The sequence below is a fragment of the Parvimonas parva genome (genome assembly GCF_016552165.1).
In the GTDB taxonomy this organism is placed as follows: Bacteria; Bacillota; Clostridia; order Tissierellales; family Peptoniphilaceae; genus Parvimonas; species Parvimonas parva.
In genome coordinates this window covers 36,985-51,368 of the sequence record NZ_JACVDA010000008.1, presented here as the reverse complement: position 1 = coordinate 51,368, position 14,384 = coordinate 36,985, and the positions used below count along the sequence as shown (strand labels likewise).

Here is a 14,384-nt window from a genome sequence, read left to right as displayed (position 1 = left end):
CTTATTCAAAAAGCTACGCAGTGCGTGGCGAATTGGAAAAGAATTTAGATAATGTTGGAGGTGCATTTCATGGCAGAAGAAAATAAAGAGATCGTTATTGTGGATAATAAAACTATACAAGAAAAAATATATCTTATTCGTGGGCAAAAAGTAATGCTTGATGCAGATTTAGCTGAAATATATGGTTATGAAACAAAAAACTTTAATAGACAGGTGAAAAACAACGCAGAAAAATTTGAAGGTGAAGACTTCATGTTCCAATTAACGGACGAAGAAATGGTAGAACTTTCAAGGTGCAAAAATTTCACCTTGAACAGAGGGACTGGTAGAGGAAGTAATATTAAATACAATCCTTATGCCTTTACAGAACAAGGTATTTATATGCTGATGACTGTATTAAGAGGTGAACTTGCTGTTAAGCAAAGCAGAGCTTTAGTTAGAACATTTAAGCAAATGAAAGATTTTATCATTGAAAACCAAGATTTTATCGGTTCAAAAGAATTAGTTCAAATAGCAGTACAGACAAATCAAAATACAAAGGATATAGCTGAAATAAAGTCGCAAATGGCTACAAAAGAAGATTTGAAAAAGGTTATGGATAATTTTATAGATCCGGACACATACAAGCATTTCCTTTTAATGAACGGAGATAAGATTGAAGCAGATGTTGCCTATACCAAAATATATAAGTCTGCAAAGAAAAGCATTTATGTGATAGACAACTATATAGGCTTGAAAACCTTAGAATTATTAAGGGCTGCAAAAGACAATGTTGAAATTATAGTCTTTAGCGACAATGTGAAGAACAAGGATATGCTTACAAAAAATATCCTTAACGATTTTAGAAAAGATTACCCTAATATTAATCTGAAGATGAAAATTGCAGGTAAAAAGTATCACGATAGATATATTGCCATTGACTATGGAACAGACAGTGAAGCCTTTTATCTTTGCGGAGCTTCATCAAAAGATGCAGGAAATAAAATATCAAGTATTACAAAGATAGAGGAATCTTCCAAGGATATGTATCATACGATGTTTGGCGGAATGCTGAACAATAAGGATTTGAAAATTTAATATGTAAATGGTAAAGCGTTATTCAATGAATAGCTATAAGACTTGCGAAAGGCGGTAGAAATAAAATTCTATCGTCTTTTTTAATTGCAACTAATAGGAGGAAAATAATATGCACGAAAACAGAAATGAACAAAATACTGGAACAAAGACCATAAAGAAGATAGGAAGGGCAACTTACGAGGTTGTAGTCCATTTTAATGAAAATGCGACTGAAACTATGCAAGATAAATTGAAAAGGATAATGCTTAGAGAAATGGAGCGAGAAAAAGATAAAAAACCTCATAAAAATGATTAGAAAGTCCTTGACAACTTGTTACAGGAAAAACAGCTAAAAGTATTTTAATTTCTTGTGCAGCAAGACTTGCTCCATTTGAAATTGATGAACTTAGAGAAGTTATGAAAGATGATAACTTAGAATTAGATAAAATAGGTGGTTATAAAGATTTAGATGGTAATGTAGTTAAATTGAAAACAGCATTATTTTTAATAATATCTGATACAGATACAACATTAAATTTCATAATAGCTATTTTGTTTTCTCAACTTTTTAACTTATTATGTAAAAAAGCTGATGATGAATTTAATGGTAAATTACCAATCCATGTTAGATGTTTATTAGATGAATTTGCAAATATTGGATTAATTCCACGATTTGAAAAATTGATAGCTACAATTCGTTCTAGAGAGATAAGTGCTTCAGTTGTACTACAAGCAAAATCACAACTTAAATCTATATACAAAGATAACACTGATACAATTATAGGAAATGCTGATTCAACTTTATTTTTAGGAGGGCAGGAAGAGAGTACATTAAAAAATATTTCTGAAATGCTAGGCAAAGAAACGATAGATACAATGACTACATCAAATTCTTTTTCACAAAATAAATCTTCATCTATAAATTATAATAGATTGGGAAAAGAACTTATGAGTGTAAATGAAATTTTTACTATGGATGGAGGAAAATGTATTTTAAGAATAAGAGGTTTTAATCCTTGGTTTTCAAATAAATACGATATTTTAAAACACAAAAGGATAAACCAAACAACAGACGGCAAGTATGGGGAATCTTTAATATTTGATTTAAAAAATCATATTTCCAGTTATAAAAAATTTGATACTACTAAAATTAATATTAGTGAAATAAATAGTTTACCTGAACAAAATTTGAAATTAGAATTATTAAAAGAACCTAGATTAATTTCTATTTTAGATAGAGATTTAAAAGAAAAAATAGAAAATATTGGAGTATATGAATTTATAAATAATTAAATATGTGTAGCGTTAGAGAAGTGAAGAAAATTTACTTCTCTTTTTATTTAATTTATTAAGTGTTGCACTTGTTATTATAAATCATCTTGCTTTAAAAAATAAGCATACACAAAATAAAAAGACAAAGTGTAAAAATGTATAATTTTTAAATTTTTATTTATTAATTTAATATAAAATTATTATATAAAAAATATATTAAAAAGGAGAATACAATGGAATTAAAAAATTTAAAATTGGATTATGATGAGAATAATATGTATGGTAGTTTAAACACTTCTTTTATGAAGTTTTTAGAAAGAAATATAGAAATGTATTTACCTAACGATGAAAATTCAAAAAATATATATATTTATTCTAAACCACAAGAAATAATAGTTGATTTTAAAAACTATGATTGTTTTATTCCGAATGGAATATCGGCATATAGACTTTTAGGTCATAATATGGTTTCAGATAACGCTCTAGAAAATATTTCTATAAAAAATAGGGATATTTTTAAATATAATATAGTTATAAATTCAATAGTATCTAAATTAAAAAATGAAAAAGGCATAAATATTGAAAATTTAAAAATAAGCGAAGAAAGATTAATAGAAAATATAAAAGACAGAATATATAACGAAGATATTTATTCTACATTTAAGCTAAATGATATATCAAAAGATTTTGTTGATATTATAGTTGAAGAAAATTTGTATTTAAATTATAAAATAATAGATGATTATTTAGAAAATAAAGAGCGTATTTTTAACAAAGAAATAATTGAGTATTGGGATAGGAGTTATAATATTCCTGAAGAAGTAAAACAAGGAATAATAAATGAATTAGATTTTAAAGAAAAAATTTATCCAGATTTTATAAACGAAACAAAAAACACTTATATTATTGATTGGTTAATAAATAATGATTTATTAGAACAACAAAAATATTTAATTGATAAAATAATAGATAACAAAGACGAATTAGGAATTGTTTTAAAAGATGAAGAAATACAAAACTATATTTATCAAGAATATGATTATGATTTTAACATTGATGGATTAATTAAAAATAGTACAGTTGAACATTGTTATTTTACAATAGGGGATTCGAATTGGGACAATGATTATCATAAATTTCAGTTTTTAGCTAAAAATTTAAGAAATGATTTAGTAGATAAGGAAGAACTTAAATCGTCTATAGAAAAAACAAAATTACCAATTTTAATAAATTCACAAGGATATAATGTTGAAGATTTATTAGATAATAAAAAATTAGAAAAGTCAAAATTTTTAAAATCTTTAAAAGAAGAAATGTATGATTATATAACAGATTTATCTGGCATGGAATTAACATTCGCTATTGATAATTTAGAATTTAAAAATCTTTTAAGTTCCTTAGAATCAGATTATATTCATATTTCAAAAGAAACAAGTTTAGGACTTTTTAATAAAGTTAATGGATGTGGTAGTGGTCTTAATGTTGAGTTAGAAAAAGATATAGATATACCTAAAAGCATAATAACTACTTTAAACATAAAAAATAATTCTTATTATAGTCCTAAAAAAGTTTATGGAATTTATACTAATTTTTATGGGAATATATCCCCTGGAAAAGAGTTTAAAGAAAAAGACATAAATATTAATAAAATAATATCAAACATAAAAAAAGAAAATCATAAATTAGAAAGATAATTTTGGGAGTTGTAATAATGAAATTAATAATTTGTGAAAAACCTAGCTTAGCTAAAACCGTGGCTAATGCAATAGGAATTTGTAAAAGTAATGCCGGGTATTTTGAATGTAAAAATAATTATATCGTAACTTTTGCTTTTGGACATTTATTAACATTATGTGATATAAAAGATTATAAAGAATATGAAAATTTAAAGTGGAAAGAATATAATTTACCAATAATTCCAAACTTTAAATTTAAAGTAAAGAACGAAAAGAGTATAAAAGAACAATTAAAATTAATTAAGAATTTGTCATCTAATGCAGATGAAATTATAAATTGTGGAGACTCAGATAGAGAGGGACAAATAATAATAGACAACATTATAAAGCATATAAATTATAATAAAGAGGTCAAAAGGCTATGGTTACCAGAACAAACAAAAGATAGTATAATTTATGGATTGAGAAATATAAAATTAAATTATGAATATAAAAATTTACAAAATGAAGGATATGCAAGAACTTATTTAGATTGGCTATATGGCATTAATTTAACTGTATATTTAACAAATGCTACTGGTAAATTATTAAATGTAGGTAGAGTAATAGTACCTATTGTAAAATATATATATGATAGAAATTTAGAAATAAAGAATTTTATACCTAAAAAATATTTTTTATGTGAAAGTAAAACTAATGATATAGTTTTAAAATTTAAAGATAAATATGATAATATAGAAAAATGTTTATCTAAATGTCAAAGTTTTAATCAATTTAAGGCAAAAGTTGTAGATATTTCTGATAGAGAAATAAAAAAATCTCCTGGTAAATTATTTTCTTTATCTAAATTACAATCAGAACTATCTTCTAAATATAAAATAAAATTTAAAGATTCTTTGTGTATAATACAAAATTTATATGAGAAAGGTTTATTAACTTATCCAAGAACTAATACAGAATATTTATCAGAAAATGAACATGATAAAATTTCTAAAATTATTAATTTATTAAATTCAAAAGGCTATAATTTAATAAATAATAATAAAAAAACAATATATGATAATTCAAAAATTGAAAGTCATAGTGCAATAACAATAACTAATAAATTGGATATTAAAGGATTAAGTGAAGAAGAACAAAAAGTATATAATACAGTATTAAATAGATTTGTTTCCAATTTTCTAAATGAGGAAACAATTATATCTGAAAGAACTATGAAAATTAGAGTTGGTGATGAAATATTTGAGCTAAAAGGTAATAGTATTATAAAAGAAGGATTCTATAAATATGAACCTAAAGAATTTATAAACAGACTTCCTAATTTATCAATAGATGATGAATTTAGTGTAAATTTTATTCCTGAAGAAAAAATTACAGAAACTCCTAAATTAATTACAGAAAGTGAATTATCTAATATATTAAAAAATCCATTTAAATATGAAAAACAAACAGAAGATGAAGAGTATAAGATGATATTAGATGGGGTGGAAATAGGAACTGAAGCAACTAGAACCCATACGATAGAAAAAATAAAAAAAATAGGGTATATAGTTCAAAATAATAGCAGTTATGATATTACTGACTTGGGAATTGAATTTATAAGAATTTTAGAAAAGTTGAATATAAATTTATGGAAAGAAAAATCTGTTGAATTATCAAAAAAATTAAAAAAAGTATATAAGAATGAAATTACAATAAATGAATTGATAAAATTCGCAGAAAATGAATTAAAGTTAATAACAAAAAATGAAGAAATTTTTCATTTAGAAACAGTAAAAAAAGATGAAATAATCTGTCCTATTTGTAAAGATGGAAAAATATATGAAGGACAAAAAAATTACTATTGTAGTAACTATAAAAAAGGTTGTAAATTTTTAGTGTGGAAAGAAATATCAAAAGTCAAAATAACTAAAAATATACTAAAAGAGTTGGTTGAAAAAGGAATAACAAAAGATTTAAAATTTACATTTTCAAACGGAAACAAGAAAAAATCAAAACTATATTTTGACAAAAACTTTGAATGCAAAATTAAATATTAGTACAAAAAAAGTGGCAAAAAAGTGGCAAAATTTTATAAAAACACTAAAATTTGATTGAAATTTTTTTATTCTGATTTATAAAAAATATAGTAAAATCAATGATTATAAATTAGAATAAAGGGTGTTATATAATTAGTTACTATTGAATGGGAGTAATGCAAAATTTTCTAAAACGGCTTAATTACAAGCTATATAGAGAATGAAAAATGGCTATTGGTACTCAAATGGTACTGGATGTAAAAAAGAATAAACTAAATAATAGTTCCAAGTGGTTTACATTTGGACAAAAAATTAGACCGTAGCTTAAGTGTTATGGTCTTTTTGTGTTTTATTAGGAGTATATATTGTTAAGTGAAATTTTGACAAACTGGAATTTGACAACTCGGTTTAATCTATTTATTTAAATACTCTTTTCGTTTTTTTATTGTTTCCGTTATATGCACTAAATAGCTTTTATATAGTTCAACATCCAATTCATTTAAGAACGTAATTATTCCTTTCTTAAAATCAAACTTACATTTTTATCGTATTGTATATCTGGTATTAAATACGCGTTATACTTTTCTAATAAAATATTCTTCCAAGGTTTAATTTTACTGCTTGAAAAATAAAACTCTGGTAGATCATAACAACTATATTTCCCTCGATTTTCATTGTCTCTTGGCCAAATAGGGATTGAATTTCCAATAGAACTATATTCATCCAAAAATTCTTTTAATTCTTCTGGTTGGTTTAGATCTATATTATCTTTATAATGCTTTTGTTTAATAATATACTTAATAATATACTCATTAGAATATAAAAGTTGAGTTGTATCCCCAACGAATATTCTTGATCCATTTTCTTTTCTTTTAAATTTTCTACTTTTTTCATTCCTTGAATCTTTATCAAAAGCATATAAGCCTATAACATAAATTCCTAGAAAAGAATACAATACATCTGTATATTGCTAACTAAGTTTGTCAGTTATATTTCTAAATAAATATTCTATATTCTTTTTCTTGTCTATAAAATCAATAACTTCCATACTTCTCCTAAACCATCTTAATATTCAAATTTGCTAAATAATAATATTGTACTAATCTGCTTTTTCTAATGTTATATAATCTACGTTTGAAATTATTAATTTCATTCCTTTTTCTAGTTTTATGTTATGAGTTTCTTTTAAATTTATAACTTCAATTTTGTTTTCTTTTGATATTGTTTTTATGATTGTGTTTACTGTTGTGTTGGTTATTTTGTAATTACCTTGTGCTATGTCTTCATTTATACTAAATATACCACTTGGTAGATTTTTGAATTTGTTATAATTTATATTGTCTTTAAAGATAATTCCAATTATATTTCCGTTGAATTCTATGTTTGAATTTTTTGTGATGTTAATTCTAACATATCTTGGTTTTTCGTTTTCAGCTAAAACTTCTTCTACTATTTTTGTGTTGTCTATATAATATGAAAAGATTCCTTTTCCGGTTATTTTTACCAGATAGTTATTGTAATTAAAGTCTTTTTTTGATAATTCTATTTTTGAGTTTTGTTGTAATAATTTTTCTTCAACTTTTACCTCTTTTGAGGATTCATTTTTGAAGTTTATATATTTTTTATCATAGAACGATTCTATTTCTTCCAATTTTTTTAATATTTTTCTTTCAAATGCTATATCTTCTGATGAATTATTTTTAAATTCATTATATTTAACTAAGATTTTATCAAATAATTTTTTGTCATCATCTGTAAAGTCTGAGTAGGGTTTTTCAAGTAAGCTGATTTCTTCTGAATTTAAAGAAAATTGGTTTGTAGAATTTTTAAGTTCATTATTTATTTTATCTACATTTTTTTCTCCACTTTTACCACAAGATGATAGTAAAAGTATATATACTAAAATTAAAAAAAGTTTTTTTGATTTTTTAAACATATATTACTCCTTAAATTTATAATTACATTATGTATTATACTATATTTTTGGCTAATATTTCAAATTTTTATTTTGTTTATATTACATTAATCTAGTAATCAAAAAGGAACTATGGTATAATAAATATGATTTCGCTATTCCTGTGCGAAATAATATTTAATTCACCATATTCACCTTTGAAAAAATATCTATATAGGGAATATTGTATAATATGTATTAATTATAAATAAAAATAATTATAAAGAAAAAATAAAGGAGAAAAGATGTATAATTTAGGAGAATTTCAAAAGCTAGTTATAAAGCGTTTTAAAAATAATGGTGCTTATATTGGTATTAAAGAAATTAAAAATGAAAAACTTGATATTTTATTGCCTAAAAAAGAAGTTTTAGAAACTGACAGCGTTGGAGATGAAATTGAAGTTTTTATTTATAAAGACAATCAAGCTAGGTTTGTAGCTACAAGAAAAGTCCCAAAAATTTCTATGGGAAGACTTGAAACTTTAGAGGTAATGGACATTTCAAAGATTGGTGCTTTTTTAGATTGGGGACTTGAAAAGGAATTATTTTTACCTTTTAAAGAACAATCTATGAAACTTGAAAAGGGAAGAAAGTATCTTGTTGCTCTTTATATAGATAAGTCTGAAAGACTTTGTGCTACGATGAAGATAAGAGATTATTTAACTTCTGATTCACCATATAAAGAGGGTGAATGGGTTGATGGTATAATCTATTCAATTCATAAAGATTACGGTGCTTTTGTTGCTGTTGATAAGAAATATGATGCAATGATTGAAAATAAGGATATTGTTGGAGTTTTAGAAATTGGGGAGCCAATTAATTTTAGAATTTCAAAGGTTAAAAAAGACGGTCGTTTGAATTTAGTTTTAAAGAATCTTTCGCATTTAGAAATAAATGACAATGCTGATGTTCTTTTCAATATCATAAAAGATAAAGGTGGATTTTTAGATTTAAACGATAGAAGTAATCCTGATAAAATTAAAGAGATTTGTGGAATGAGTAAATCATCTTTTAAAAAGGCAGTTGGAAGACTTTTAAAAACTAAAAAAATTCAATTTGAAGGAAATGGAATAAAATTAATATAGGGGGAAATTATTATGGAAAAAAATGTAATGGCAGTTGTAAATGGAGTTGAGATTTTAGAAAGTGATGTAGATAGATTTATCGAATTGATGGGAAATAGAGCGTTACCTTATAAATCTCCTGAAGGCAAGAAACAATTATGTGAAGAACTTGTAAAACAAGAGCTTATAATTCAAGATTGCTACAATAGAAAATTAGATGAAAGTGAAGCTTTTGTTAAGGAAATAATTGAAATTAAACGTTCAATTTTAGCAAAACATTTCTTAAGTGAATTGTTTGACGATATTAAGGCTTCTGATGAAGAAATTAAAGAATATTATGAAGAAAACAAAAATTTATTTATGAGTAAATATAACTTTAAAGCTAAACATATTTTAGTTGAAAGTGAAGAAAAAGCTAATGAATTAAAAAATCTTTGTGAAAATGGTGAATCTTTTGAAGAATTAGCTATGAAACATTCTATGTGTCCATCTAAGGAAGTTGGAGGAGATTTAGGAGAATTTTCACAAGGTCAAATGGTATTAGAGTTTGAAAATGCTTGTATAGATGCAGAGGTTGGAAAAGTTACTGAACCTGTAAAAACACAATTTGGTTATCATTTAATTAAATTAGAATCAAAAACAGCTCCTAAAGAATTATCCTTAGAAGAAGTTAGAGATGAAATAGAAAAAACTATTATAAAAGCTAAGGAACAAATAGCTTATGTTCAAAAAATGGACGCTTTAATGAAAGATAGCAAAATAGAAAGAGCATATTAATATGTATTTATTAGGTGGAATATTTAGTATTTTTCTTTTTGTATTTGTTTCATTAATGGATTTGGAAACTTTAAGAAAAGAAGAAAAAATTAAAATTTCATTAAAAAGTTTAAAAAATTATTATAATTTATTACATTTTATATTAATAACTTTTATAAATATGTACTTAATGGCTGTATTTTTCGATAATGGCACATTATATACAATAAGTTTGTTATGTTTTATGTGTACTTATATTTGTTCTATTACAGATATTTGTTGTAAAAATATATTTTTAAATATAGTTTTTATTTTTGCAATTCTAATTTTCTTTCTTAATATTTATGGAAATTATATTAAAATTTCTGCATTAGGGTTAATTGCCGGTATGCTTTTATATGGTATTATTTATATCTTATCCAGATATTTTTACGGAGCTGAAGTTTTTGGAGTGGGAGATATTTATATTCTTGCTTTGATTGGCTTTTCAACTGATTTGGGTACGGTTTTATATATAGGATTATTCACTTTTGTGGTTGCTGGAATTTTTTATTTTATAAAATTTGTATTTGTTAGAGATTTGGAAAGTTTTAGAAAAGAGGAGATACCATTAGTTCCGTTTATATTAGTTAGTTATTTAGCTTTAATTTATTTTTAAAATCAACTTAAAAATCAACATTTTAAGTTGATTTTTGATTGTAAATGTGTTATTATTAATCGTAGGTTAATTATAAATGTTCGGAGGTGTGTTATGCAAACTTTTATGGAAATAATTTTATTTATTGCTAGTATAGTGATAATAGTGGCAGTTCTTATGCAAGAATCTAAGTCTGACGGTGTGGCATCTTTAACTGGAGAAACTAATATCGCTGGGAAAGGTGGTAAAAAAACTAAAGACGCCTATTTAAGTCAAATTACTATTATAGCATCAGTTGTGTTTTTTATAGTAGCTATTGCTATGGCTGCGATTAAATAAAAAAATTTTAGGAGGAAAAAATGGATACTAATTTAGTTTTTTATTGTGCAATTGCTGTTGGTTTAGTTGCACTAGTATTTGCTTATATTAAATATTTAAGCATTACAAAAATTCAACCTGGTAATGAAAGAATGAAAGAAATATCAGGTTATATTGAAGAAGGAGCGATGGCGTTCTTAGTTCGTGAATATAAGTATTTAGCTATATTCATTGTTGTTGTTGCAATTATTTTAGGTGTAGCCATTAATCCACTTACAGCAGTTTGTTTCTTAGCTGGTTCAATTTGTTCAATTTTAGCTGGATTCTTCGGAATGAAAGCTGCTACAAAAGCAAATGTAAGAACAGCTAATGCTGCTAAAGAATATGGAATGGGAAAAGCCCTTCAAACAGCATTTTCAGGTGGAGCTGTAATGGGACTTTCAGTAGTAGGTTTAGGTATCTTAGGAATGACAGTTTGCTACTTCTTAGTTGGAGATGTTAATATCGTAACTGGATTTAGTTTTGGTGCATCATCTATAGCTTTATTCGGAAGAGTTGGTGGTGGTATCTATACTAAAGCAGCAGACGTAGGTGCTGACCTTGTAGGTAAAGTTGAAGCTGGTATTCCTGAAGACGACCCAAGAAACCCAGCAGTTATTGCTGATAACGTAGGAGATAACGTAGGGGACGTTGCTGGTATGGGAGCTGACCTTTTTGAATCTTATGTAGGTTCAATCCTTTCAGGTATCACTTTAGGTTCACTTGCTTTTGGTAAAGAAGGTATTATTTTTGCTTTAGCTCTTGCTGCAACAGGTATTATAGCATCATTAGTAGGTTTATTCTGTGTTAAAGGAGATAAAGACCCACAAAAATCATTAAATATGGGAACTATTGTAAGTTCAGTTTTAACTATAATAGCAACATATTTCTTAAGTACAAAGATTTTAGGAAACAATTCAGCTTTTATTTCATCAGTTGCTGGTATTTTAGTTGGATTGATTATTTCGCAATTTACTGAATATTATACTTCAGGAGATAAAAAACCGGTTCAACATATTGCTGAAGAATCTGAAACAGGTTCATCAACAAATATTATTTCAGGTTTAGCAGTTGGGATGAAATCTACAACTGGTCCAATTGTTATTATAGCTATTGGTATTTTAGTATCATATATGGCATCAAACGGTTTTGCAAATGCAGGACAAGGATTATATGGTATTTCAGTTGCGGCTATTGGTATGCTTTCAACTTGTGGTATGACTATCGCGGTTGATGCTTATGGTCCAATCGCTGATAATGCAGGTGGTATTGCAGAAATGTGTGAATTACCTCATGAAGTTAGAAATATTACTGATAAATTAGATGCAGTTGGTAATACAACAGCAGCTATTGGTAAAGGATTTGCAATTGGTTCAGCAGCTTTAACTGCTCTAGCATTATTTGCATCATATACTCAAGCTGTTGGATTAAAAGCAATTGACGTTACTAAGCCACAAGTAGTAGCTGGTATGTTCATTGGTGGTATGTTACCTTTCTTATTCTCAGCTTTAACTATGGAAGCAGTAGGAAATGCAGCAAACGAAATGATTCAAGAAGTTAGAAGACAATTCAAAACAATTCCTGGAATTATGGAAGGAACTGGAACTCCTGACTATAGAAAATGCGTTGACATTTCAACTATGGCAGCATTAAAACAAATGATAGTTCCTGGTTTGTTAGCAGTAGCTGTTCCTGTATTAGTTGGTCTTTTAATCGGAGCTGAGGCTCTTGGTGGATTATTAGCAGGTTCATTAGTAACTGGTGTATTAATGGCAATCTTTATGTCTAATGCCGGTGGTGCTTGGGATAATGCTAAGAAGTACATTGAAGAAGGACATCATGGTGGAAAAGGTTCAGATCCACATAAAGCAGCAGTTGTTGGAGATACAGTAGGTGACCCATTCAAAGATACATCAGGACCATCACTTAATATCTTAATTAAATTAATGACAGTTGTAGCTTTAGTATTTGCACAAGTAATATTGAACTATGGTGGAATGTTAATTAAATAGTTAATAAATTTAAATTTAAAAGAAGTCTTAGGACTTCTTTTTTTATGTAATTTATTTGAAAAATATTTATATTTTTGAAAAATTTGCAAAAAATTTTTGTATTTGGTATAATACATTATGATAATTTAAAGAAAATTTTATTTTAATATATTATTGGAATATTTTTTATATTTTAGGAGGCGTATTTATGGATAGTGGACCCGAGGTCTATTTTCAGATTATCATTTTAATTTTATTGACTTTGATTAATGCTTTTTTTGCAGCATCAGAGATGGCAATTGTTTCTATGGATAAGAAAAAATTATTAACATTATCAGAGCAAGGAGATAAGAGGGCGATTAAGGTTGAAAAACTTTTAAAAGAACCATCTAAATTTTTATCCACAATTCAAGTTGGTATCACTTTTGCAGGGTTTTTTACATCAGCATCTGCTGCTGTTGGACTTTCAGCTAAATTTGGGAACTTTTTAGAAGATTTATCTATTCCTTTTGCACATAGGGTATCTTTTGTATTAATAACTATAATTTTAGCATTTTTTAGTTTGGTTTTTGGGGAGCTTGTTCCTAAAAGAATTGCTTTACAAAATGCAGAAAGATTTGCTTTGTTTTCAGTTGGAACTATAAATTTTGTATATAAAATTATGAGTCCATTTGTTTATTTGCTATCTTTATCTACAAATATTGTTTTAAAACTTTTTTCAATACCTACAACAGGAGTTGAGGCTCAAGTTACTCTTGAAGAGATTAAATCAATTGTAGAAGTTGGGCAAGAGCAAGGGATAATAAACCCAACTGAACGTGAAATGATTGACGGAGTTATTTCTTTTGATGATATTTTAGCAGAAGAAGTTATGACGGCAAGAACAGAAGTATTTATGATTGATATTGACGACCCAGATGAAGATTTTAAAACTTTAATGGAAATGAGATATTCAAGAATTCCTGTTTATGAAGATGATATTGACAATATAATTGGTATTTTATATATTAAAGATTTCTTTTTAGAGGCATATAGGGTTGGTTTTGAAAATGTTAATATAAGAAATATTTTAAGACCTGCATATTTTATTCCTGAAAGAAAAAATATAAATGATTTGTTTATCGAACTTAAAAATTCTAGAAATCAAATGGCTGTATTAATTGATGAATATGGTGGTTTTACCGGTATAGTTACTATGGAAGACTTGATTGAAGAAGTTATGGGTGAGATAGATGATGAATATGATAAAAAAACAAATCCGGCTATTAAGAAAATAGATGATAGACATTTTATTGCAACCGGAGCTTGTGATATTGAAGATGTTAATGATGTTTGTAAGCTAAAGCTTGATGAAAATACTGAAGATTATGATACTTTGGGTGGAATGCTTATGTATCTTTTGGGATATATTCCTAATGATGGAGAAAAACTTACTGTTGAAGATAATGGTGTAGTTTATAATATTTTATCAATTCACGAGCATAGAGTTAAAAAAGTTAGAATAACTCTTCCTAAAGAAGAAGTTGTTGAAACTGATGAAGATGAAGAATAAATTTTTAAAGTAACTTTTAGAAATAGAAGTTACTTTTTTTATGAAATTAAG

The 14,384-nt window shown here is 26.1% G+C and carries 12 protein-coding genes and 1 pseudogene; 11 read left to right on the top strand and 2 right to left on the bottom strand.

Annotated features, from left to right (window positions below):
- Positions 1-69 precede the first annotated feature (69 nt).
- The 5 genes and pseudogenes from IBJ83_RS03755 to IBJ83_RS03735 all read left to right on the top strand — a co-directional run bounded on the left by IBJ83_RS03755 (position 70) and on the right by IBJ83_RS03735 (position 6,043).
- On the top strand, positions 70-1,077 hold the full coding sequence (locus IBJ83_RS03755) for an ORF6N domain-containing protein (protein WP_201275361.1): 1,008 nt from the start codon (positions 70-72) through the stop codon (positions 1,075-1,077).
- A 109-nt stretch (positions 1,078-1,186) separates the two neighbouring features.
- Entirely contained in the window at positions 1,187-1,372 is a 186-nt protein-coding gene (locus IBJ83_RS03750) for a transposon-encoded TnpW family protein (RefSeq protein WP_195445733.1), read from the top strand.
- Between the two features lie 11 nt (positions 1,373-1,383).
- Positions 1,384-2,190: pseudogene (locus tag IBJ83_RS03745) on the top strand (VirD4-like conjugal transfer protein, CD1115 family); the annotation flags it as partial.
- Positions 2,191-2,561: 371 nt separating this feature from the next.
- Positions 2,562-4,022: a hypothetical protein gene (locus tag IBJ83_RS03740; protein ID WP_201275360.1), complete on the top strand. Its 1,461-nt coding sequence runs from the start codon at positions 2,562-2,564 to the stop codon at positions 4,020-4,022.
- A 17-nt stretch (positions 4,023-4,039) separates the two neighbouring features.
- Positions 4,040-6,043 (top strand): type IA DNA topoisomerase, encoded by a 2,004-nt coding sequence (locus IBJ83_RS03735; RefSeq protein ID WP_201275359.1) that lies wholly within the window; start codon positions 4,040-4,042, stop codon positions 6,041-6,043.
- Positions 6,044-6,533: 490 nt separating this feature from the next.
- Here the strand turns inward: IBJ83_RS03735 and IBJ83_RS03730 are convergent, their stop codons facing one another.
- The gene (locus tag IBJ83_RS03730; RefSeq protein ID WP_201275358.1) at positions 6,534-6,977 is read right to left on the bottom strand and encodes a hypothetical protein; all 444 of its coding nucleotides are present in this window, start codon (positions 6,975-6,977) and stop codon (positions 6,534-6,536) included.
- A gap of 144 nt (positions 6,978-7,121) precedes the next feature.
- Entirely contained in the window at positions 7,122-7,958 is an 837-nt protein-coding gene (locus IBJ83_RS03725) for a hypothetical protein (RefSeq protein WP_201275357.1), read from the bottom strand.
- 263 nt (positions 7,959-8,221) lie between these two features.
- On the opposite strand from IBJ83_RS03725, the gene IBJ83_RS03720 reads away from it, so the two are divergent.
- The 6 genes from IBJ83_RS03720 (at position 8,222) to IBJ83_RS03695 (ending at position 14,333) form a co-directional block, all read left to right on the top strand.
- On the top strand, positions 8,222-9,061 hold the full coding sequence (locus IBJ83_RS03720; protein ID WP_201275356.1) for a CvfB family protein: 840 nt from the start codon (positions 8,222-8,224) through the stop codon (positions 9,059-9,061).
- 12 nt (positions 9,062-9,073) lie between these two features.
- A complete protein-coding gene (locus tag IBJ83_RS08390; RefSeq protein WP_231698857.1) occupies positions 9,074-9,817 on the top strand; it encodes a peptidylprolyl isomerase in 744 nt (247 codons plus the stop codon).
- Between the two features lies 1 nt (position 9,818).
- Positions 9,819-10,454: a hypothetical protein gene (locus IBJ83_RS03710; protein ID WP_201275355.1), complete on the top strand. Its 636-nt coding sequence runs from the start codon at positions 9,819-9,821 to the stop codon at positions 10,452-10,454.
- Positions 10,455-10,547: 93 nt separating this feature from the next.
- Positions 10,548-10,772, top strand: coding sequence for a preprotein translocase subunit SecG (gene secG, locus IBJ83_RS03705; protein ID WP_068472237.1), 225 nt, complete (start codon positions 10,548-10,550; stop codon positions 10,770-10,772).
- Positions 10,773-10,792: 20 nt separating this feature from the next.
- On the top strand, positions 10,793-12,802 hold the full coding sequence (locus IBJ83_RS03700; RefSeq protein WP_068472240.1) for a sodium-translocating pyrophosphatase: 2,010 nt from the start codon (positions 10,793-10,795) through the stop codon (positions 12,800-12,802).
- A 187-nt stretch (positions 12,803-12,989) separates the two neighbouring features.
- A complete protein-coding gene (locus IBJ83_RS03695; RefSeq protein WP_201275354.1) occupies positions 12,990-14,333 on the top strand; it encodes a hemolysin family protein in 1,344 nt (447 codons plus the stop codon).
- Positions 14,334-14,384 lie beyond the last annotated feature (51 nt).